19 protein-coding genes are annotated in these 21,264 nt (G+C 58.2%); 9 read left to right on the top strand and 10 right to left on the bottom strand.

Annotated features, from left to right (window positions below):
- The first annotated feature begins 172 nt into the window (after nt 1–172).
- Together ACR3ES_RS01885 and amaB are read left to right on the top strand one after the other, a co-directional pair.
- Nucleotides 173–1,279 (top strand): saccharopine dehydrogenase NADP-binding domain-containing protein, encoded by a 1,107-nt coding sequence (locus tag ACR3ES_RS01885; RefSeq protein WP_170434091.1) that lies wholly within the window; start codon nt 173–175, stop codon nt 1,277–1,279.
- A gap of 18 nt (nt 1,280–1,297) precedes the next feature.
- Entirely contained in the window at nt 1,298–2,794 is a 1,497-nt protein-coding gene (gene amaB / locus ACR3ES_RS01880; RefSeq protein WP_170434254.1) for an L-piperidine-6-carboxylate dehydrogenase, read from the top strand.
- Between the two features lie 38 nt (nt 2,795–2,832).
- On the opposite strand, the gene ACR3ES_RS01875 is transcribed toward amaB, so the two are convergent.
- Entirely contained in the window at nt 2,833–4,410 is a 1,578-nt protein-coding gene (locus tag ACR3ES_RS01875) for a DUF5928 domain-containing protein (RefSeq protein ID WP_480424708.1), read from the bottom strand.
- A 143-nt stretch (nt 4,411–4,553) separates the two neighbouring features.
- Between ACR3ES_RS01875 and ACR3ES_RS01870 the strand changes: the two genes are divergently transcribed.
- Nucleotides 4,554–5,372, top strand: coding sequence for a sulfotransferase family protein (locus ACR3ES_RS01870; protein ID WP_480424706.1), 819 nt, complete (start codon nt 4,554–4,556; stop codon nt 5,370–5,372).
- A 150-nt stretch (nt 5,373–5,522) separates the two neighbouring features.
- On the opposite strand, the gene ilvD is transcribed toward ACR3ES_RS01870, so the two are convergent.
- Complete coding sequence (ilvD, locus tag ACR3ES_RS01865) at nt 5,523–7,355, bottom strand: dihydroxy-acid dehydratase (RefSeq protein WP_170434084.1); 1,833 nt, start codon at nt 7,353–7,355, stop codon at nt 5,523–5,525.
- 105 nt (nt 7,356–7,460) lie between these two features.
- Here ilvD and ACR3ES_RS01860 point away from each other — a divergent pair, with 105 nt between their 5' ends.
- The 4 genes from ACR3ES_RS01860 to ACR3ES_RS01845 all read left to right on the top strand — a co-directional run bounded on the left by ACR3ES_RS01860 (nt 7,461) and on the right by ACR3ES_RS01845 (nt 10,461).
- Nucleotides 7,461–8,036, top strand: a complete 576-nt coding sequence (locus ACR3ES_RS01860) for an XRE family transcriptional regulator (RefSeq protein ID WP_170434082.1) — start codon at nt 7,461–7,463, stop codon at nt 8,034–8,036.
- A 63-nt stretch (nt 8,037–8,099) separates the two neighbouring features.
- Nucleotides 8,100–8,339: a CBU_0592 family membrane protein gene (locus tag ACR3ES_RS01855; RefSeq protein WP_480634676.1), complete on the top strand. Its 240-nt coding sequence runs from the start codon at nt 8,100–8,102 to the stop codon at nt 8,337–8,339.
- Nucleotides 8,340–8,422: 83 nt separating this feature from the next.
- A complete protein-coding gene (gene sseA / locus ACR3ES_RS01850; protein ID WP_170434077.1) occupies nt 8,423–9,277 on the top strand; it encodes a 3-mercaptopyruvate sulfurtransferase in 855 nt (284 codons plus the stop codon).
- Entirely contained in the window at nt 9,277–10,461 is a 1,185-nt protein-coding gene (locus tag ACR3ES_RS01845; RefSeq protein ID WP_170434075.1) for an amino acid aminotransferase, read from the top strand. The genes sseA and ACR3ES_RS01845 overlap by 1 nt, the downstream gene beginning before the upstream one ends.
- 68 nt (nt 10,462–10,529) lie before the next feature.
- On the opposite strand, the gene ACR3ES_RS01840 is transcribed toward ACR3ES_RS01845, so the two are convergent.
- Both ACR3ES_RS01840 and ACR3ES_RS01835 read right to left on the bottom strand, forming a co-directional pair.
- A complete protein-coding gene (locus ACR3ES_RS01840; protein WP_480424704.1) occupies nt 10,530–11,843 on the bottom strand; it encodes an ammonium transporter in 1,314 nt (437 codons plus the stop codon).
- Between the two features lie 33 nt (nt 11,844–11,876).
- Entirely contained in the window at nt 11,877–12,215 is a 339-nt protein-coding gene (locus ACR3ES_RS01835; RefSeq protein WP_170434072.1) for a P-II family nitrogen regulator, read from the bottom strand.
- Nucleotides 12,216–12,474: 259 nt separating this feature from the next.
- Between ACR3ES_RS01835 and ACR3ES_RS01830 the strand changes: the two genes are divergently transcribed.
- Entirely contained in the window at nt 12,475–14,661 is a 2,187-nt protein-coding gene (locus ACR3ES_RS01830) for a PBP1A family penicillin-binding protein (RefSeq protein ID WP_170434070.1), read from the top strand.
- Between the two features lie 37 nt (nt 14,662–14,698).
- On the opposite strand, the gene leuB is transcribed toward ACR3ES_RS01830, so the two are convergent.
- Both leuB and ACR3ES_RS01820 read right to left on the bottom strand, forming a co-directional pair.
- Nucleotides 14,699–15,802, bottom strand: coding sequence for a 3-isopropylmalate dehydrogenase (gene leuB / locus ACR3ES_RS01825; protein WP_170434068.1), 1,104 nt, complete (start codon nt 15,800–15,802; stop codon nt 14,699–14,701).
- A gap of 144 nt (nt 15,803–15,946) precedes the next feature.
- Entirely contained in the window at nt 15,947–16,840 is an 894-nt protein-coding gene (locus ACR3ES_RS01820; protein WP_170434065.1) for a LysR family transcriptional regulator, read from the bottom strand.
- An 87-nt stretch (nt 16,841–16,927) separates the two neighbouring features.
- Between ACR3ES_RS01820 and ACR3ES_RS01815 the strand changes: the two genes are divergently transcribed.
- Nucleotides 16,928–17,827 (top strand): Rossmann-fold NAD(P)-binding domain-containing protein, encoded by a 900-nt coding sequence (locus ACR3ES_RS01815; RefSeq protein WP_480493491.1) that lies wholly within the window; start codon nt 16,928–16,930, stop codon nt 17,825–17,827.
- A gap of 7 nt (nt 17,828–17,834) precedes the next feature.
- On the opposite strand, the gene ACR3ES_RS01810 is transcribed toward ACR3ES_RS01815, so the two are convergent.
- The 4 genes from ACR3ES_RS01810 to ACR3ES_RS01795 form a co-directional block, all read right to left on the bottom strand.
- A complete protein-coding gene (locus tag ACR3ES_RS01810; RefSeq protein WP_480424702.1) occupies nt 17,835–18,863 on the bottom strand; it encodes an endonuclease/exonuclease/phosphatase family protein in 1,029 nt (342 codons plus the stop codon).
- Nucleotides 18,860–19,690, bottom strand: a complete 831-nt coding sequence (locus ACR3ES_RS01805) for a hypothetical protein (protein ID WP_170434252.1) — start codon at nt 19,688–19,690, stop codon at nt 18,860–18,862. The genes ACR3ES_RS01810 and ACR3ES_RS01805 overlap by 4 nt, the downstream gene beginning before the upstream one ends.
- Nucleotides 19,691–20,021: 331 nt before the next feature.
- A complete protein-coding gene (leuD, locus tag ACR3ES_RS01800) occupies nt 20,022–20,627 on the bottom strand; it encodes a 3-isopropylmalate dehydratase small subunit (RefSeq protein ID WP_170434059.1) in 606 nt (201 codons plus the stop codon).
- Nucleotides 20,628–20,669: 42 nt separating this feature from the next.
- Nucleotides 20,670–21,242 carry a DUF308 domain-containing protein gene (locus ACR3ES_RS01795; RefSeq protein ID WP_170434057.1) on the bottom strand — a complete coding sequence of 191 codons (573 nt, stop codon included), beginning with the start codon at nt 21,240–21,242 and terminating at the stop codon, nt 20,670–20,672.
- Nucleotides 21,243–21,264 lie beyond the last annotated feature (22 nt).

Here is a 21,264-nt window from a genome sequence, read left to right as displayed (position 1 = left end):
GTCGTAACGGCTGGATTTGTCGGTTTCAGAGACCGCGTTTGCGCGACCTGTCATTATGACAAAAGTTCCGTGAAATTAACGGATTGATGCGCCTTTTCGTCAAGATTGGCCCTGCGAAACGAACAGTCGCCGCGTCACACTCAACAAAACATCAAAAAAGAGGAGGCGCGCGATGAACTGGAATATCTGCGTGATAGGAGCAGGCAAGATCGGGCAGATGATTGCATCTCTGCTTAGAACCTCTGCTCAGTACTCGGTAACTGTTGCGGATCGGGACTTGTCCGCGCTGTCAGTGCTGAACCGACAAGGAATTGCGACACGGCAGATCGATGTCGGCAACGCAACAGAACTGGCCAAAGACCTGTCGGGCTTTGATGCGGTCATATCAGCGGCCCCGTTCTTTCTGACACCCGATATTGCCCGCGCGGCGCAGGCGGCGGGGGCGCATTACTTTGATCTGACCGAAGATGTAGCGGCAACAAACGCCGTGCGCGATCTGGCGCAGGGAAGCTCAACGGCCTTTATGCCCCAATGCGGGCTGGCACCGGGTTTTGTCGGGATTGCTGGGACGGCGCTGGCCGCAGAATTTGACGAGATTGACAGCCTGCACATGCGGGTGGGGGCGCTGCCGCTTTATCCGACCAATGCTTTGAAATACAACCTGACCTGGTCAACCGACGGGCTGATCAACGAATACTGCAACCCCTGCGATGCCATTGTGAATGGCCAGAGGATCAAGACCGCGCCTTTGGAGGATTACGAACGGATCGGTCTCGACGGGGTCGAGTATGAATGCTTCAACACATCCGGCGGGTTGGGCACGTTACCCGAAACGCTGGACGGCAAGGCGCGGGATGTATCTTATCGTTCGATCCGCTACCCCGGGCATCGGGACATCCTCAACCTGTTGCTCAACGATCTGGGTCTGGAACGTCGCCGGGATCTGATGAAGGAGATCTTTGAGTCCGCCTTAGCGCGTACGGATCAAGATGTCGTGTTGGTCTATTGCACCGCTAAAGGCCGGATCGATGGCGTTCTGCGAGAGAAATCGCTGATCAATAAGTCCTTTGCCCGCACGATCAATGGCCAAGTCTGGAGCGCCATTCAGGTCACCACCGCCGCCGGTGTGTTGGGCGTTGTTGACCTGATGCGGACCGGAGCGCTTCCGTCGCACGGGTTTGTCCGACAGGAGCAGGTCAAGCTTGCGGATTTTCTGAACACCGAATTTGGCCGGCTGTACCGCGCCGGTGATGTAACCCCACAGAACAAGGCGGCCTGAGACATGAAAGACATCGTGATGACAGCAGAAACCACGCTTGCGAACCTGGATTTGACTAAGGCGGAGTTGAGCGGCGGTACGCTCCGGGTGACTTCCCCCATCGACGGGAGGCTGTTGGCCGAAGTGCATGAAACGCCTGTCGGTGAGATGGACGCCATATTTGCCCGCGCCAATGCGGCCTTTAAATCCTGGCGCGTGGTGCCCGCTCCGCGCCGTGGCGAGTTGATCCGCCTGCTGGGCGAAGAACTGCGTGCGGCCAAGGGCGATCTGGGTGCTTTGGTCAGCTGGGAAGCCGGCAAGATAACCTCCGAAGGTCTGGGCGAAGTGCAGGAGATGATCGACATCTGCGATTTTGCCGTGGGCCTGTCTCGCCAGCTTTATGGCCTGACGATTGCGTCCGAACGACCGGGGCACCGGATGATGGAGACATGGCACCCGGCGGGTCCGGTTGGCGTGATCTCGGCCTTCAACTTTCCGGTTGCAGTCTGGTCCTGGAATGCGGCGTTGGCGCTGGTTTGCGGCGATCCTGTGATCTGGAAGCCGTCCGAGAAAACCCCCCTGACCGCGATGGCGTGCCAAAAGATCTTTGAACGGGCTCTGGTCCGGTTTGGCGATGCCCCGGACAATCTTCTTCAAACCCTGATTGGCGGGGCCGCGCTGGGCGAAGCGCTGGTGGCGAGCGAGCACGTGCCGGTCATTTCTGCCACTGGTTCGACCCGTATGGGCCGTGCAGTGGCACCGATCGTGGCGCAGCGGTTTGGCAAGTGCATTCTCGAGCTGGGTGGCAACAACGCGATGATCGTCGGCCCATCGGCCGATTTGGAAATGGCAGTGCGCGCCATTGTGTTCTCGGCAGTGGGAACCGCCGGTCAGCGCTGCACGACATTGCGCCGCCTGATCGTGCACAACTCGATCAAGGATGAACTGGTGTCTCGCCTAAAGAGAGCTTACGCGGGCTTGCCGATTGGCGACCCTCTGGCCGAAGGCACATTGGTTGGTCCCTTGGTGGATGAAGCCTCCGGCCAGGCGATGACATCGGCGCTTGAGGCGGCCTCGGCCGAGGGCGGTACGGTGTTTGGCGGCAATCGCGTGACCGAGGGCGTGCCGGCAGGAGTTTATATGGCGCCGGCGATTGTCGAAATGCCCGAGCAGACAGCGACCGTCAAAACCGAAACTTTTGCGCCGATCCTCTATGTGATGGGATATGAGGCATTTTCCGACGCATTGGATATCCAGAACGATGTTCCGCAAGGGTTGTCATCCTGCGTCTTCACCCTGAACATGCGCGAGGCCGAGCAATTCTTGACAGCAGCCGGTTCGGACTGTGGCATTGCCAACGTCAATATCGGCCCCTCAGGTGCCGAGATCGGTGGCGCCTTTGGAGGTGAAAAAGAAACCGGCGGCGGGCGCGAAAGCGGCTCGGATGCATGGAAATCCTATATGCGCCGTCAGACGAACACGGTGAATTACTCGGCTGAGCTGCCTCTGGCGCAAGGGGTCAAGTTCGATATATGATTGCCGGGACCCGGCGGCATACATACGTGTTGCCGGGTTCAATCCAGAAACAGATACTCCAGCTGCATGATGGCCTGAGCCTTTTCGACGGGTATCTCCAAAAACGCTGCGATTGTGGCCTCGTTCTGTGTTCGCTCCGCAGATTCACGCAGACGGAAATGCCCGTCGAGATCGGACGCCCGGATCAGCTCTGATTCATAGGCCAGCGAGTTGCGCAAGGCAGGCAGCAGGCGGGCCACCTGCTCCGCCGGGCTGTGATCGCCGGCAAGGCCAACGCGGCGGGCGTGGCCGACCAGATAGTCGTCGGAATAGTCGCACTCGATTTCCAGTACATGTGTTGTCGCCTGATCCGCGCAGAAATCCTGTATGATCTCGAGATTGGCCGGATCTACGCACAAAACCAGTTTGTTGGTTTCAAACGCGTCAAACAGCATTCGAACCACGGCCCGCCTGTGTCGGGACCGTTTGGTCAGCGAAGTCTCAATGCCACCGAGATCGGGCAGCGGGGTGTCCTGCTCGTTGAACACATACTCGACACAGGGAATATCGGTTTCCGAAACGATCTGATCAACAAGCCGTTTGGCAACGTGCCATTTCTTGCAGACGATCAGAAAGATGTCCCGTTCGGGGCCGAGCGTGCTACCGGCCTCCCAGAACCGCCGCGCGAACCGGCGACCGACACGCCCGCGCCCGGCAAGAAAATCGTAGAGGCTGCGACCCTCGTTTGAAATCTGGAACTCCACCCCTTCGCTGGCATAGAGCTGGCCCAGTCGCTCCTTGAGTTCATGCGCCTCGGGGCTGATCTTGCGGGCAAACAGATAATCCTGCCCAAGCAGCATGTCATAGTGATCATTGTAGAACTTGACCGGCATGCCGTAGTCCGAAAACATCAGGAACGTGAGCGTCCTGTTCTCAATCTCCTGCTTTGGAACGAGATGCCGGACCAGCGTTTGAAAAAAGGTTTCGTCAGGAATCCATGTGGTCGAGAAGAACCGGATGACGTCGCGGCGCTCACTGAGAAAGTCGAGGATCATCTCAACCGTGCGTCGCCGCAGGCACCACCATTGACTGCCGATCATAACCTGAATGTCCTGCGGAATGTCCCGCGTCAGGCCAAACCGCTTTTGCAGCTCGTATGACGCGTAAAACCGCACGCTCTGGCTGCGTTCGTTGAAGTAATGGCGATAGATCAGCCGGTCCTCTTTCATGCCGGTCTTGATCCAGTTGCTTTCAAAAAAATCGTGGCTTTCGATAAAGTCTTTGTCGTTTTCGTCCAGAAAGTGATGAACGTATTCGGCCGTTTTGATTGCCATGCAGTCGCCGGACAGCATGTAAAAATGCGTGGCCCTTGGAAAGCTGTCGACTGCGGCTTGCAAGGCGTTGAGCGTCGCATGAACCAGCGACCAGGCGCCCCAGCCGCATTTGACGCGCTTGGCTGCAAAGGCGACGTTTGGGTTGTTCTTGAGGGCGTTTCGAATGCGCTCAAAGTCAGCCGCCTTGGACCGCGCGTCGAAGTGAATTGCCATGCAATCACCGGCGGCGGTCAACTGCTCTGCCTGCGCAATGATTGCATCAGGATCTTTGTGGCATAGCAAAATGTAGGCAATCTTTGCCATTTTGGGTACGCAATTTCCGTTTCTGCCCGTTTCCAATGGTGATACTGAGGATGAGCGATTGAATAAACAGAATATTTTTGGTTCTTTGGGTTCAAAAGCCGCCAGGTTGAATTCAGACCGTCCCGGCGGAGGAGGCACAGTAGATGGGTTTTCCCGGCACTTGGATGACCGAAAGCGAGAGCATGGTTTACCGGGTCGTGCCGAAATGCGCCTGCTCGACCATTGGTCAGATCATGTACTACTCCGACCATGGCAGGTTCTTTGACGGTGACATTCACGATGCCAAGGACGGTATGCACAAATGGGCTTTTGGCCCAAGCCAGGATCAGATTTCCAGTAACGTACGCTCACACGCATCTTATTCCTTTACCTGCGTCCGCAATCCATACACCCGTATCCTGAGCTCGTTCTTTGACAAGATCTGCGGGATTCAGCGCAACGGAAAACGCTATCGGGGGAATCTGGTTCCTTCGCTGGTCTACAATTACGGAATCCAAGTTGGCGGCGACGATGGTAAAGGTGAGTTCGATCAGATTGCCAGCTTTCGCCGGTTTCTGCTGTTCGCGCGCGACACGATACGGTGGCGCCGTCCGATGGATCCCGACATTCACTGGTCAGCGATGTCCGGGCATGTGTCGACCTTCATCGTAAATGGTGGACAGTATGACCGGATTTTCTGGACCGAAAAATTTAACGACGGCATGCAGGATGTGCTGAACCATATTGACGTTCAGCATCCTGTCACACTGTCCGAAATTCCCCGCTTCAACGAATCCGAGGGACACGGACCCAAGCGGGCTCATCCTGTCGAAGACTATTTCGACGATCTGTCGATGCATCTGGTCTATGAAATCTACAAACAGGATTTCGAGCTGTTCCGGTACGATTTCGAAAATACGGCTAACAAGATGCCGGTTGGCGAGATCGACTTGGATGAAATCCACGCCAAGCTGGGCGATTAAACAAAGTCACAGGCTCTCCCGCCCATCGTCAATGTCTCTTGCGAGACATTTCCTCCGGTGGGCCCGGCGCCGCGTCGCGCGGCGCCGGGCCCGATAAGACATCGGCATAGCCGATGGCGCAGTCCGGACGCGTGAGCCCACGGTCACCGTTCAAAGTTGGCGCACCGCCCCTTTCGCAGCACTTGTTGTCAGCTTGGCATAGGCCTTGAGTGCGGTAGACACCCTTCGTTTGCGGGGCTTGCCCGGCACCCAGCCCTTTTCGTCCTGAATTTCGCGCCGCGCCGCCAGTTCTTCGTCTGAAACGGCCAGGTGGATTGTGCGGTTTGGAATATCGATTTCGATCCTGTCACCGTGTTGGACAAGTCCGATCTCTCCACCCTCGGCGGCCTCCGGCGATACGTGACCGATCGACAGGCCCGAGGTGCCGCCTGAAAAGCGGCCATCCGTCAGCAAAGCGCAGGCTTTGCCCAGACCTTTCGATTTCAGATACGATGTCGGGTACAGCATCTCTTGCATCCCCGGCCCGCCCCTTGGCCCTTCATACCGGATCACAACGACATCGCCTTCTTTGACCTTGCCCGTCAGAATGTCGCTGACCGCCTGATCCTGGCTTTCGCAGACATAGGCTGAACCAGTGAATTTCAGGATGTTCTCATCGACACCGGCGGTTTTCACGATACAGCCGTCGCGGGCAATGTTGCCGAACAGAACCGCCAACCCACCATCCTGACTGAACGCATGGTCTCTGGATCGGATGACGCCGGTCTCCCTGTCTGTGTCCAGCTCTTTGTACCGGTTGGACTGGCTGAAAGCCTGCGTGGTGCGCACGCCACCGGGGGCGGCCTTGAACAGGTCCTGTGCCCTTGGGTTGTTTGCGACCTTTATGTCCCAATTGGCGATCGCCTCCCCAATTGTGGCCGAGTGAACCGTGCTGCAGTGATCGTGCAGCAGGCCCGCGCGGCTCAGCTCACCGAGGATCGAAAAGATGCCACCTGCGCGGTGAACGTCCTCCATATGTACGTTTTCCGTGTTCGGCGCGACCTTACACAGGCACGGAACCTTGCGGCTGAGCTGATCCATGTCCGACATTGTGAAATGCACCTGCCCCTCGTGGGCGATAGCCAACAGGTGCAGCACGGTGTTGGTCGATCCGCCCATGGCGATATCCAGACTCATGGCATTTTCGAATGCGTCGAACGTGGCGATCTCACGCGGCAAGAATCCCTTTTCATCCAATTCGTAGTGACGCTTGGTGATTTCTACGATCCGGCGCCCGGCCTCAAGAAACAGCTCCTTCCGGTCGGAATGGGTCGCCAGTGTCGAGCCGTTTCCGGGCAGCGCCAGGCCCAAGGCCTCGGCCAGACAGTTCATCGAATTGGCCGTGAACATGCCCGAGCATGACCCGCAGGTGGGGCAGGCGTTTTCCTCGATATGCTTGACCTGCTCGTCGGTAAAGCGGTCATCGGCAGCTGCCACCATCGCGTCAACCAGATCGATCTTTTTGGCATCCAGATCCGCGATGTCGATCTTGCCGGCCTCCATCGGCCCGCCCGAGACAAAGATGGCCGGGATATTCAGACGCATGGCGGCCATCAGCATGCCCGGTGTGATCTTGTCGCAGTTCGAGATGCAGACCATGGCGTCGGCGCAATGGGCATTGACCATGTATTCGACACTGTCGGCGATTACCTCACGCGATGGCAGCGAATACAGCATACCATCGTGACCCATCGCGATGCCGTCATCCACCGCAATCGTGTTGAACTCTTTGGCGACGCCACCGGCTTTTTCGACTTCGCGGGCGACCATCTGGCCCAGATCCTTGAGGTGAACGTGCCCGGGCACAAACTGGGTGAACGAGTTGACGATGGCGATGATGGGTTTGCCGAAATCATCGTCGCCCATGCCTGTGGCGCGCCACAGGCCACGGGCGCCCGCCATGTTGCGGCCATGGGTCGAGGTTCTGGATCGGTACATTGGCATGATGCTGTTTCCCTTTTGCCCTGCCTGAGGTATTCGGGTTCGTATGTTATAGCGCACGTAGCATGCGTACGTTATAGCGCACAAGAGGAATTGCAGGGCGATCGCATGAAAAATTCGGCTGAACCGGGCGAAGTTACCTTGAAACTAAGGGACGTAAGGGCTGCATCGGGTCTGAGCCTCTCCAAAGCGGCGGACCTGACCGGTGTCAGCAAGGCCATGCTGGGGCAGATCGAGCGGGGCGAATCAAGCCCGACCATTGCCACGCTGTGGAAAATCGCCAAGGGCTTCCAACTGCCGCTCAGTGCATTGATCGGCGCTGCCACGCTACGCGATCCGTCGGATGCAGGGTTTTTTCAAACAGTTACGTTTCCGGGCAGCATCGAAGTCAAAATTGTCTTCCCGTTCGATCCGATGCTCGGGGCCGAGACGTTTCATGTGGCGTTGAAGCCAAGCCAATGCCACGAATCTCCGGCGCATGCGGCCGGCGTAACCGAAGAAGTGTTTGTGCTCGCAGGAAAGCTCGAGGTGCTTCGGGATAGAGAATGGGTTCTGCTGCAGGCCGGGCAGGGCTTGCGTTTTGCGGCCGATCTGCCGCATGGCTACCGGGCAGGCGAAATGGGCGCGACATTTCTGAATATGCATCACTACGCGCAACCCGCCGTGCCAGAGCGGGTGGAATAAATCAGCTTCGGACCCAAGACTTGAAAAGGGCAAGAGATGGCAGCGTTTTTGGACACATTAACCATGGCGGATGCCATTGGGTCTTTCGGGACGCTGATTGTTGTTGCGGCCTACTTCGCAACCCAGATGCGGATGATAAATTCTGAAGATCTGGCTTTTCCGGTGATCAACCTTCTGGGCTCGGTTCTGATCGTTTACTCGCTTTTGCAGAATTTCAATCTTGCCTCGATGCTGATCGAAGGCTTCTGGATTATCATTAGTCTGATAGGAATAATTCAGCACATACGGTTGCGCAAAGCTTGAAACGGCCGTTCCGGTCTTATCCAGCCTTGAACACCCACCCGGCCAAGTATAGGGAAAACCCTGCGCGCAAAGGGGAGGCACCGATGCTGGACGATCCAAAAACCCTGGTTTCCACCGATTGGCTGGCGGCTCACATCAAGGACCCGGATCTGCGGATTCTAGACGGGTCCTGGTATCTGCCGCAGCATGGGCGCCACGCCAAGGCCGAATACGACATGAGCCACATTCCTGGTGCGCGCTTCTTTGATATCGACGATATTGCCGATCACCGCTCGGATTTGCCGCATATGGTGCCTCCGGTTGAGAAATTCATGTCACGCCTGCGCGCAATGGGCGTAGGGGATGGCCATCAGGTCGTGGTCTATGACGGCTCGGGACTGTCTTCGGCCGCGCGTGTCTGGTGGATGTTCCGCCTGATGGGACAGGACAATATCGCAGTGTTGGACGGCGGTTTGCCAAAGTGGCAAGCCGAAGACCGAGAAATTGAAGACCTGCCACCCGTGATCCGCGACCGGCACATGACGGTACGGGTTCAAAATCACCTTGTCCGCGATGTCACGCAGGTGTCTGCCGCCGCCAAGCTGGGTGATCACGAAATCATCGATGCACGCGCGGCAGGCCGCTTTGCAGGAACCGACCCCGAGCCGCGCGAAGGGCTGCGGTCGGGACGCATTCCCGGATCGCGCAATGTACCGTTCGGATCATTGTTGAACGACAATCACACACTAAAATCCCCCGAGGAGTGCCGCGCCATTTTCGAAGCCGCAGGTGTCGATCTGTCGAAACCCGCCATCACCTCCTGCGGGTCAGGCGTGACCGCCGCGATCCTCAGCCTTGCGCTTGAGCGCATGGGCAAAAAAGACCATTCGCTGTATGACGGCTCCTGGGCTGAATGGGGTGCCTTCCCGACCCTGCCCGTCGCAACCGGAGAGACCTGATGTTCGAGAACCTCAAACCGCAGCCCGCCGATAAGATTCTGGCGCTGATGCAGATGTACCGCGAGGACCCGCGTGATCAAAAGATCGATCTGGGTGTTGGCGTCTACAAGAATGCCGACGGTGTCACCCCAGTCATGCGTGCGGTCAAAGCCGCCGAAAAGCGCATTCTGGAAGAACAAGAAAGCAAAGCCTATACCGGTCTGGCCGGTGATCCGGCCTATGCAAATGCCATGATTGGCCTGATCCTTGGTGAAGCGGTTCCACGCGCCAACATCGCCGCCGTCGCGACTCCGGGCGGTACAGGCGCCTGCCGCCAGGCGTTCGAGATGATCCGGATGGCCAACCCCGAGGCCCGTGTGTTTGTGTCGAACCCGACCTGGCCGAACCACCTGTCGATCCTGAACTATCTGGGGATGGAGATGGTTCCCTACCGCTATTTCGATAGCGAAACCCGTGGCGTTGATTTCGACGGTATGATCGCCGACCTGAAAACGGCCAAGGCGGGCGACGTCGTGCTGTTGCACGGCTGTTGCCACAACCCAACCGGGGCAAACCTGAACCTGGTGCAGTGGCAAGAGGTCGTGAACATCATCAACGAGCTTGGCCTCGTGGCGATGATCGACATCGCCTATCAGGGTTTTGGCGACGGCCTTGAGGAAGACGCACAGGCGACCCGTCTGGTGGCTTCGTCCGTCAAACGCTGCCTGATCGCGGCGTCCTGTTCCAAAAACTTCGGCGTCTACCGCGAACGGACCGGTCTGCTGATGGCCATCAGCGATGATCCGGCGCAAACGGCCCTGAACCAATCGACGCTGGCTTTCCTGAACCGCCAGAACTATTCCTTCCCGCCCGATCATGGAGCGCGCGTCGTGACCACAATCCTGACCGACCCGGTGCTGCGGGCAGACTGGGAAGCTGAGTTGGAAGAGGTTCGCTTGTCCATGTTGGACCTGCGTCAGCAATTGTCAGATGAGCTGCAACGCTTGACCGGCTCGGATCGCTTTGGCTTTGTCGCCCAGCACCGTGGTATGTTCTCGCGCCTCGGCGCGGCCCCTGAACTGGTTGAGCAACTGCGCAACGATCACGGTATTTACATGGTTGGTGACAGTCGTCTGAACATCGCTGGTCTGAACGCGACGACGGTTCCGATTTTGGCGAAGGCGATTGTCGACGTCGGCGTCTGAAAAACACGAACGAGAAATAAGAAAACCCGGGCGCGAACGCCCGGGTTTTTTGTTTGTCAGGTCAGGTCTTAGCCTTTGGAGAATTCCGGATAGGCTTCCATACCCAGTTCCGCCATGTCCAGGCCGCTGATCTCTTCTTCTTCGCTGACACGGATACCGACAACCGCTTTCAGGATGGACCACAGGATCAGCGCGCCGACGAAGGTGAAGACACCATAAGCCACGATACCGGTCAGCTGGGTGATCAGGCTGGCCTCACCATAGAAGATCACAGCGATGGTACCCCAGATGCCGGCAAACAGGTGAACCGGGATCGCACCGACAACGTCGTCGATCTTGAACTTGTCCAGCATCGGAACCGCGAAGACCACGATAATACCGCCGACAGCACCGATCCACAGCGCACCGAACAGGGTCGGGGCCAGAGGTTCAGCGGTGATCGAGACCAAGCCCGCCAGTGCGCCGTTCAGAACCATGGTCAGGTCAGGCTTTTTGTACAGAACCTGAGTCAGGATCAGGGCTGCAACAGCACCGGATGCGGCGGCCATGTTGGTATTGGCAAAGATGCGCGATACGTCGGTTACGTCACCCACGGTGCCCATGGCCAACTGCGAGCCGCCGTTGAAGCCGAACCAACCCAGCCACAGGATGAACGTCCCCAGGGTCGCCAGTGCCAGGTTCGAACCGGGGATCGGGTGGACTTTACCGTCCTTATACTTGCCGATACGCGGGCCAAGGATCAGACAGCCCGCCAGAGCCGCCCAGCCGCCGACCGAGTGGACAACTGTTGAACCGGCGAAATCCGAGAAGCCTGCTTCGGACAACCAGCCGCCGCCCCACTGCCACGAGCCCGAGATCGGGTACATGATACCGGTCAGCACGACGACAAAGATCAGGAAGGGCCACAGTTTGATCCGTTCGGCCACGGCGCCGGATACGATCGACGCAGTTGCAGCCACAAAGACCAGCTGGAAGAAGAAGTCCGACCCGATTGATGCGTAGTCCAAAGCAGCCTCGGCAGGGTCAACACCAACCGGATCCAGCACGGTTGGACCGCCAATGGCAAAAAATCCGTTAAAGTCGCCGGGATACATCGTGTTGAAGCCAACCAGCCAGTACATGATCGCGGCAATGGAAAACAGCGCGATGTTCTTGGTCATCTGCATGGCCACGTTTTTGGACCGCACCAGACCGCCTTCCAGCATGGCAAAGCCTGCCGCCATGAAGAAGACCAGGAAACCTGCCATCAGGAACAGCAGGGTGGCAAAGATATACTGGGTGTGCAGCGCGGCTTCGCCGGTTGCTTCGGCCTCTTGCGCCAGACCCATCTGCGGCAGCGCGACAAGCGCGGCAGCAGGGATGAGAGATTTCATCAGGTTCATTGTCAGTCCTCGAATTGATGTGAGTGCCGGCGCTTACAGCGCCTCTTCGTTTGTTTCCCCAGTCCGCACGCGTAGGGCCTGCTCGACATCGAGGACGAAAATCTTGCCGTCACCGATCTTGCCGGTTTTGGCGGTGGTGGTGATGGTCTCAACGATCTGGTCGGCCATCGTGGCGGGCACCACGATTTCCAGCTTGATCTTGGGCACGAAGTTCACAGCGTATTCCGCGCCGCGATAGATTTCTGTGTGACCGGATTGCGAGCCGAAGCCCTTGATTTCGGTCACCATCATGCCGCGCACGCCAGCTTGGGTCAGTGCCTCGCGCACCTCCTCGAGCTTGAACGGCTTGATTGTCGCAATGATCAGTTTCACGTCTTTCCCCTCTGCTTCCCCGGTCGGACCGGATTGTTTGCACCTGCAGAAAAAGAGCGTGACAGAGCGTGGTTAGGAACGTTTTCCACGCCCGAAAGTTAGGAAAAGCTGCCCAATGTTGCACAATTTTTGCACAACTTGCACAACTTGATTAAAATATAGGCGGAAAAGAGAGGGAAATTTCCGGAATTTCATACCTCAACATGGCTGTGTCACCGGGGTATGGTGGCGCAAAAGCATAATCGGGCAGAGTTTGAGCATGACTGAGTCCAAGCGCCGCAAACCGACCTTGGTCGCGGATAAGAGATACCCGTCGAAAGGGCGCAAGCCCACGGCGTCAAAGCGTGCTGCCAAGCCGGCGGGCCGGAAATCGACCGCCCGCAAAACGGCGACTCGCAGAACCTCCCGCAGGAAGACACGGAAGGGTTCTGGCGGCAACGGCGGCGGCCTGTTTCGGCGCCTGTTCCGTTGGATCGCTCGGCTGATCTGGGGTCTGACCTGGCGTGTTGGCGCTGTGGTGGCGATGCTGATTGCCCTGGCAGTGGGTATTGTTTACACAACGCTGCCCGATGTCGATGCGCTGTTGGATGGGCGGGCTCGGGGGTCTGTCACGCTTCTGGATCGGGACGGTCAGGTTTTTGCCTGGCGTGGTGATCAGTTTGGCGGTGTAATTACTGCAGATACCGTCTCTCCTCATCTCAAGAATGCGGTCATCGCGACCGAGGACAAACGCTTTTATCGCCACTTTGGTGTCAGCCCGCGCGGCGTTGCCAGCGCCGTTCGCATCAATCTGAGCGAAGGGCGCGGGCCTTTGTCGGGCCATGGGGGTTCAACCATCACGCAGCAAACCGCCAAATTGCTGTGTCTGGGCGTGCCATACGAACCTGATCAATGGGAGTCCGAGGCTGCTTATGAGGCCGATTGCCGTCGGGGCTCGCTGTGGCGCAAGGGAAAAGAGGCCATCTATGCGATGGCGATGGAGGTCAAGTACTCCAAGGACGAGGTTCTGACCGTCTACCTGAACCGCGCCTTCCTCGGGGCGGGCGCGCGTGGGTTTGAGGCGGCCAGCCAGCGCTACTTCGGCAAATCCGCCGCTGAAGTGAGCCCGGCCGAAGCCGCAATGCTGGCCGGCTTGTTGGTGGCCCCGACGCGGTATGCGCCCACAAACAGCCTGCAGCGGTCTCAGGACCGGGCGCGGCTTGTAGTGGGTTTGATGGAGGATCAGGGGTATCTGACCGCGGCGCAGGCCAGCGAAGCCCGCAGCAGACCCGCCCAATTGTCCGAGGCGGCAGCCGCCCGGGCCGGAGGCTACTTTGCAGATTGGGTGATGGCCAGCGGGCCGGAGTTCTTTACCCGCAACACAACAGAGGACGTGGTGATCCGCACAACACTGGATCAGCGCTTGCAGAAATCGGCCGAAGAGGCGTTGCAGTTCATCTTTCAAGAAAAGGTGCGTGAGGGGTCCAAAGCACAGGCCGCCATTGTCGTGATGTCAGCGGACGGTGCCGTGCGCGCCATGGTGGGCGGTCGCAAAACGCGCGTTTCGGGTGCCTTCAACCGCGCAACGCAGGCCCTGCGGCAAACGGGCTCGTCCTTCAAGCCCTTTGTGTATGCAACCGCGCTCGAACTGGGGTATTCCCCGCTCGATACGGTTATAGACGAGCCATATTGCGTGAATATTCCGGGCTCGGGGCAGTGGTGCCCCAAGAACTACACCAACAAGTTCTACGGCCGGGTCAGTCTTGCAGATGCGCTTATGAATTCTCTGAACATTCCGGCGGTCAAAGTGGCAGAGATTTCGGGTCTCGATAACGTGCGCACCGTGGCCAGCGAGTTCGGTATCGCGAGCGATCTTGCTCAGGGGCCTGCGCTTGCATTGGGGGCATCGGAAAGCACCCTGATCGAGATGACGGGGGCCTATGCGGGCATCCTGAACGGCGGTTCCGCTGTGGAGCCTTACGGCCTGACCGAACTGAAGCTGCTGGGCGATGACACCCCGGTCATGGTCACGACTACGGGGATCGGGGAGCGGGTGATTAATGACGCAGCGGCCAAGCAACTGACCTGGATGATGGAACGTGTGGTGTCCCAAGGCACCGGCGGCCGTGCCAAGCTGCCGGGATGGCAAGTCGCTGGAAAAACCGGCACGACTCAGGCCGCGCGCGATGCGTGGTTCATCGGGTTTACGGCGGATTACGTGACCGGTGTTTGGATGGGATATGACGACAACACACCTCTCTCGGGTGTGACAGGGGGTGGATTGCCGGCGGAAATCTGGAAAGAGACCATGCTGCGCGTGACTGAGGGGATGACGCCCACGCCCCTGCCGATGCTGGCACCCGCACCGCCTGTTCAGGTTGCGCAACCGTCCCAGCCGCGCCGCAGGCAGGGGGGCTTTGAGCGCGCGATCAACGATTTGCTGAACGGGATCTTTGGCGGAAACTAGGGTTTGGGCGGTGCGCGACGCACCGCCCGCACAAGTCTCAGTTGCTGGCATCCAGCGCTTTAATGATGGCGTCGCCCATTTCTGTCGTCGAAACCGGTTCCACGCCTTCATCGGCCAGCAGATCGCCGGTGCGAACACCATCGGCCAGGACCGTCTCGACCGCAGCTTCCAGTCGATCCGCCTCGGCGCCCTGATCAAAGCTGTAGCGCAGCGCCATCGCAAAGCTGAGGATGCAGGCAATCGGGTTGGCTTTGCCTTGACCGGTGATGTCCGGGGCGGACCCGTGGACCGGTTCGTACATGGCTTTGGGGCGACCATTCGCCATCGGTGCGCCCAAGCTGGCCGAGGGCAGCATGCCCAACGAACCGGTCAGCATCGCCGCACAATCTGACAGGATATCGCCGAACAGGTTATCGGTCAGGATCACATCGAACTGTTTCGGCGCGCGCACCAGCTGCATTGCGCCGTTATCGGCGTACATATGGCTCACTTCCACTTCGGGATAGTCCTTGGCGACGCGGTCGACAACCTCGCGCCACAGGATACCCGATTCCATCACATTGGCCTTTTCCATCGAGCAGAGCTTTTTGTTCCGGCGCATCGCCAGTTCAAAGGCCGACCGTGCGGCGCGTTCGATTTCAGATTCAGTGTAGCGCTGGGTATTGATGCCAACGCGTTCGTTGCCTTCTTCAAAAATACCGCGCGGTTCGCCGAAATAGACGCCAGAGGTCAGTTCGCGCACGATCATGATGTCGAGGCCCGAGACGATATCCCGTTTCAGCGAGGAAAAGTCCGCCAGAGCGTCAAAGCATTGCGCCGGGCGCAGGTTCGAATACAGGTCCATTTCCTTACGCAGGCGCAACAAGCCGCGTTCGGGTTTCAGGCTGAAGTCCAGATCGTCGTATTTCGGCCCGCCCACGGCGCCCAGCAAAACCGCATCTACCTCTTGCGCCTTGGCCATGGTTTCGTCGGAGAGAGGTTTGCCATGGGCATCATACGCTGCACCGCCCACCAGATCCTCGCTTACATCGAACTGAAGACCACGATTGGCACCAAACCAATCGATGACCTTGCGCACTTCGGCCATAACTTCGGGGCCAATTCCGTCACCAGGCAGGATGAGGAGTGAGGGGTTGGACATGAAGGCTCTCCTTGCGTTTCGTCGCAATGGCCCTAGCCTTTGCATCGCCTCGGGTCAATGAGACGGCGGGGCCAAATCAAATGGTCAATGCTGATATGGCCGAGAAAACTAAAATGGGTGAGTCTGCCTCCGCGCTGAAAGGCCTTAAAGTGCCGCTTTCAGACCTTCGGCCAACAGGTCCCAGATCCGACGGATACGCGGGGTCTGGCGCATGGCCTGGGGTGAGGCCAGCCAGACAGGCAGAATGGGAACCTCGACATCCAGTGGCAGTACCTCGATCAACGGATCGGCCTCGGCCACCTGGGTCTGGCTGAAACCGATGCCGCACCCGGCACGGATCAGCTCCCAATAGGCGCTTTGTAAATCGCAGCGAGTGGCAAAGCTTTCGCGGCTTGCAGGCCAACCTTTCTCGCGCATTTTTGCGATGATCACTTCGCTTGCGTCAAATCCGACAAGGTCATGCGAAAACAGTTCGGCGGGCGTTTCGGGGCGCCCGGCGCGATCGAGGTACGATTTCGCAGCACAAAAACACAACGGAACGTCGCCCAGATATCGCGAGACAATATCCATCTGTTCCGGCCGGTACATCCGCACGGCAATATCGGCTTCGCGGAACAAAAGGTTTTCGGTGGCGTCGGTGGCAACCAGTTCCAACTGAATTGCCGGCTCCTGCCGCCTGATATGGGCCAGAATCGGGGGCAGCAGATGGTGGGACGCAAAAACCGACGCGGTGATCCGCACAGAACCCTCCAATTGCTGAGACTGGCCCGCTGCGGTCAGGCTGAACGCGCTCATAGCGCTGTGCATTTCTCGCGCCATGGGTAAGAGTTGCGCGCCCACCTCACTGAGGTTGAGACCGCGCGCATGCCGGTCGAACAAAGAGACGCCCAGATCCGCCTCAAGCGCCTGCACCTGACGTCCCAGCGTCGGCTGGCTGCGATTGAGCTGCCGCGCTGCCGCAGACAGGGACCCGGTTTCGGCAACCGCCAGAAAGCTCTGTATCAGGGACCAGTCCGAATGCATCAGCGATCGTTCCATTCAAAAATGAATACACGTTCTGCGCCGCGCGGCAATTCCCCCGACATACTGAATGACTAAATTGAGGACAAATAGGAGGGTTCTATGATGCAAACCGTTCTGATTCTGGGCGCAACCGGCCGCTTTGGACGTAATGCGATGCAGGCATTTGGCGATGCGGGTCGGACCGTAAGGAGCTTTGATCGCAAAACCGAGCGGCTGGAACAGGCCGCGCTTGGGGCCGACGTTATCGTGAACGCCTGGAATCCCCCTTACCCGGATTGGGCAGGTTTGCTTTTGAAGCTGCACCGGCAGGTGATCGAAGTCGCCTCCGATACGGGCGCGACAGTGATCGTTCCAGGGAATGTCTACGTGTTCGGCGCTGGAACGCCTGGGCCCTGGTCGGCCGCGACCCCACATCTGGCGCAAAACCCCCTTGGCCGTGTCCGTATTGAGATGGAGGAAGCGTACCGCAGCTCACCTGTGCGCACGATCCTGCTGCGTTCGGGGGATTTCATCGACACCTGCGGATCGGGCAACTGGTTTGACCAGATCATGATCAAGCACCTGTCCCGTGGCCGGTTCGTCTACCCAGGCAATCCGAATATTCCTCATGCTTGGGCGTATTTGCCCGATCTGACCCGCGCGGCTGTCGCGCTGGCAGAGATGCGGGACGAACTGCCTCGGTTCAGCGACATTCCGTTTGGTGGATATACGCTGACCGGAACCGAGATCGCGCAGACCTTGTCGCGCGTGACGGCACGGGGCGTTTCTTTGAAAGCGATGAACTGGTGGCCCGTTCATCTCGCTAGGCCATTTTGGCGCATGGCAACGCATTTGCTGGAGATGCGGTATCTGTGGGACGTTCCGCACCGCCTGGACGGCTCACACTTGTCCGAACTGCTTGGCGAGGCTCCCCAGACCGATCTGGATAACGCGTTGCGTGCCGCGATCCCAGCCTCTTTGGTGTCGCAGACGCGCCACGGAAGGATCGAGAGTGTAGCCTGAAAACGCGCTAGGGAAAGTTGACGTCCACCCAGACCAGGCGATGGCGACTGGCGCGTTGGGCCACTTCGCGGAGCTGGCTATCCGGTTCTGGCCAGAAAACGCCGGAGCCTTTAACCCACAAGTCTGCCGACGGCAGGACGTAATCGACGCGCATCTCCCCGGCCGATTTCCAGTGAACCGTGGTCAGCGCACCGGTTGAATCCTTTGGCTCGACGTCCTGCACACGCGGATGCGACAAGAGATTCTGAATGGCCTCTGTCCGCCCGTCTCCGCGTTCGGGGTCCAGATTGGCGTCCCCGGCGATCACAAAGTGCCCCTCTGGAGCCGTGCCAAACTCGCCATTCAGCAGCACTGACCAGAACCGGACCTCGTCTTGGTTTCGTAGCCCGTTGCGATCTTCGGGCCCATCAAACACAGGCGGTGTGGCGTGAAAGGTCATAAGGCTCAATCGTCCCGCCGGGGTTTTGATCGGGACGATCCAATGCGCGGTCGAGGACAGGCGCTGCACACTCTGGGCCTGCACTGACGGGTAAGGCTGGCTGTTAACGGTGGGTAGGGTGGCGCCTGGCAAATCCCGCCACAACAGATCGGAATAGTCTTGAACCTCTGACTCCACGATCTTGAACTTGGACAACACCGCCAAACCACCCGCCCCAGTGAAACGGCCCCAGCCCTGTGCATCTCCGGGTCCGTGCCTGCGCCCATCCCCATCGAGATCATAATTGGTTTCAACGCCAGAGTTTGGCTTGGCCGAGAATGAATAAGGATAGCTCAGACCGGCGTCGTTCAGTTCGTCAGTCAGGGCGGCAACAGCCAGGCCGTCAAGATCCCAGTCCAAACCTTGAAGGGCAATGATGTCAGGTCGCACCGCGGACAAGACGGCAACAACGGCCTGCACTTGCGCATCATCCCGTTGGATGTCCCGCAACAGAAGGCCAGGGCCTTTGCGGCTGAGTTCGGTGTTAAAGCTGGCAATGCGCACAACGTCTGCCTGCGCCGCAAACGGCATCAGCAGCATAATCAGGGCACGGATCATGCGGCCTGAGTGGTCTCGGCAGTGGAATAGGCGCGCCGTTTCTCAACGATCAGACCGGCGATACGCACGGTCGCCATGCCGCGCATGATCATACTCGCTGGCAAAAAGGCCCAGGCGCACATGGTCCAGATCAGGGTCTGTGGATTGTTGAGCGATATCGGCGTCGCAAAGTTCGTGAGAACCTTGATCGCTGCGGGGATTAGGAACGGTAAGAGGATACCGATACAGATATTCAGGCGGCCATCCCGCTGCAGGCGGGTCACGACATCACCACCCTTGGTCGGGTCAAACAGCGGCAGGTTTGTCCAGACATTGAACGCGCCATTGCCCGTGGGCCATCCGCGCATTTTTACCGCGTAGAAAAAACTTGCAATTGTCACAAGCGCGGCGACGTAAGCAACACTGGCGGTGATCCGCACCAATTCGAGGAGTGGCTGGCTAGAGTTCTCCGGCAGCATCAGAACGATCAGGCGCACAGGTGAATAGGGGAAGTCCATCACATTGGCGACGGCCAGGCTGATCGAATAGAAAAAGGTGGTCATTTCGGTCGGCGCATAGGCGTTTTTGCAGATCAGGGTCAGAAAGGTGACCATCGACATCAGACCCACAAACCTCAACCGGTTCACCGGTGGCGCATCGCGGAATTCGATAAAGCTGGGAAACGCAGAGTTGTATTCGGCAAATGTCAGAATGAACGCGAGAATCGCGAGAAAGACCACAATCTCGGTCCCGTTCGCCGATGAAACAGGCAGGTACAACGCGGGGGTGAGCACCAGAAGCGCAACCAATATTCCACGTATCGCCGCCCCTGTTGTGCGCGCAATCACTATTCCGAACCCTTTCACACCGGACCAGTCGATTCTCCGACGACTTAGTTCCAACCCGTGCCCGCCGTGCTGTTTTTTTGACGGTTGCCTCTTTAGCGCCAACATGGACGATAAGCGGCTTTTCGCTCAAGCCAAGGCGCAGAAAACACGGAATTTCGGGCAAAAAGATGGCAAAACTGGTGCGGGTTTGCATCATTGCTGACGCAAACACGACGTGTAGGGAAATCAAAGAACTACATGTTGTGGTTGCCGTCTGCTGGACCCCAAGAAAGCGAACGCACTGGCCAGTTCCACCCTGTTTGGTTGAGTGTCCACAGAATCATCCACAGAATCAGACCCAGGGACGGGCCTGACCTGCGTGTTCCTCGAACGCATCGATGTGGTGATCCTTTTCCATCGTCAGCCCGATATCATCCAAACCGTTCAGCAGGCAGTGCTTGCGATGCGGGTCGATGTCGAACTCAATCACCACTCCATCCGAGGTTGTGATCTGCTGATCTTCCAAATGGACGGTCATGCGGGCATTCTCGCCTTTGTGGGCGTCGTCCATCAGGATTGCATGGTGCTCTTCTTCAACCACGATGGGCAGGATGCCGTTCTTGAAGCAGTTGTTGAAGAAGATGTCAGCAAAGCTGGTCGAGATTACGACCTTGATACCAAAATCCTTGATCGCCCAAGGCGCATGTTCGCGTGAGGAACCGCAGCCGAAATTGTCGCCTGCGACCAGAATCTCGGTTTGGCGATACGCGGGTTTGTTCAGAACGAAATCCTCGTTCTCGCCGCCATGATCATGATAGCGCATCTCGTCAAACAGAACGACGCCAAGGCCGGACCGCTTGATGGTTTTCAGGTGCACCTTGGGAATGATCATATCGGTGTCGATATTGATCAACGGCATTGGGGCGGCCACCCCGTGGACTTTGTCAAACTTTTCCATGTCTACACTCCTGCGGGAGAGGGCCGACCCCGTGCCCCGCGTTTAAGCTTCTTTCGTGTCTGTTGAATCGCCTGACGGCGTGTTTTCATCTTCGGGGGCGTTCTTGACGAAGAACGCCATAAAGGTCAGCCCGAACCCGTTGAACAGCATTTCGATGCCCAGCAGAATGCCCAGCAACTGAAACAGAACGGCCGGTTCCGCTGCAGCATAGGACCAGATAATGCCAGCCAACACGATGGACAAAATGCCCGAGATCAGCGTTGGCCAGAAAAATGACGTTCCGCGCATCTGGAAGGACAGGATGATCCGCGCGATGCCGCCTGCCAGGAACAGGATCAGCACAACGGTTGCCAGCGTCAGCGTGCCTTGCAGCGGGTGGTCCAGAAAGGACCAGCCCAGAAACAGCATAACAGCACCCATGATAAGCGACAGGATCTTGTTGCCGGTTCCCTCGACAGTGAACCCGCCAACAACCTGAAAGGCACCCGAAACCAGCAGCAACACACCCGTCACAACTGTCACAGCAATCGACGCCACAACAGGCGCGCCCAGCACAAAGATGCCAAACGCGATAGATAAAAGCCCCAGCAGGAGCCATTTGACCCAATCACTCATGTTCTCAATCCCTCAAAAGTTG

The organism is Ruegeria sp. B1 (assembly GCF_056535885.1).
Note: the sequence above shows the minus strand (reverse complement) of the source record. Positions and strands in the feature narration are given on the sequence as shown.

Bases quoted from the DNA above. Each gene is read 5' to 3' on its own strand.
- leuD (WP_170434059.1), bottom strand. From the start codon at position 20,627: ATGGAAAAGTTTGACAAAGTCCACGGGGTGGCCGCCCCAATGCCGTTG.
- ACR3ES_RS01885 (WP_170434091.1), top strand. From the start codon at position 173: ATGAACTGGAATATCTGCGTGATAGGAGCAGGCAAGATCGGGCAGATG.
- ACR3ES_RS01795 (WP_170434057.1), bottom strand. From the start codon at position 21,242: ATGAGTGATTGGGTCAAATGGCTCCTGCTGGGGCTTTTATCTATCGCG.
- sseA (WP_170434077.1), top strand. From the start codon at position 8,423: ATGCTGGACGATCCAAAAACCCTGGTTTCCACCGATTGGCTGGCGGCT.
- ACR3ES_RS01830 (WP_170434070.1), top strand. From the start codon at position 12,475: ATGACTGAGTCCAAGCGCCGCAAACCGACCTTGGTCGCGGATAAGAGA.
- ACR3ES_RS01810 (WP_480424702.1), bottom strand. From the start codon at position 18,863: ATGATCCGTGCCCTGATTATGCTGCTGATGCCGTTTGCGGCGCAGGCA.
- ACR3ES_RS01845 (WP_170434075.1), top strand. From the start codon at position 9,277: ATGTTCGAGAACCTCAAACCGCAGCCCGCCGATAAGATTCTGGCGCTG.
- ACR3ES_RS01855 (WP_480634676.1), top strand. From the start codon at position 8,100: ATGGCGGATGCCATTGGGTCTTTCGGGACGCTGATTGTTGTTGCGGCC.
- ACR3ES_RS01840 (WP_480424704.1), bottom strand. From the start codon at position 11,843: ATGAACCTGATGAAATCTCTCATCCCTGCTGCCGCGCTTGTCGCGCTG.
- ACR3ES_RS01815 (WP_480493491.1), top strand. From the start codon at position 16,928: ATGCAAACCGTTCTGATTCTGGGCGCAACCGGCCGCTTTGGACGTAAT.
- ACR3ES_RS01860 (WP_170434082.1), top strand. From the start codon at position 7,461: ATGAAAAATTCGGCTGAACCGGGCGAAGTTACCTTGAAACTAAGGGAC.
- ACR3ES_RS01875 (WP_480424708.1), bottom strand. From the start codon at position 4,410: ATGGCAAAGATTGCCTACATTTTGCTATGCCACAAAGATCCTGATGCA.
- ACR3ES_RS01870 (WP_480424706.1), top strand. From the start codon at position 4,554: ATGGGTTTTCCCGGCACTTGGATGACCGAAAGCGAGAGCATGGTTTAC.
- ACR3ES_RS01820 (WP_170434065.1), bottom strand. From the start codon at position 16,840: ATGGAACGATCGCTGATGCATTCGGACTGGTCCCTGATACAGAGCTTT.
- ilvD (WP_170434084.1), bottom strand. From the start codon at position 7,355: ATGCCAATGTACCGATCCAGAACCTCGACCCATGGCCGCAACATGGCG.
- amaB (WP_170434254.1), top strand. From the start codon at position 1,298: ATGACAGCAGAAACCACGCTTGCGAACCTGGATTTGACTAAGGCGGAG.
- leuB (WP_170434068.1), bottom strand. From the start codon at position 15,802: ATGTCCAACCCCTCACTCCTCATCCTGCCTGGTGACGGAATTGGCCCC.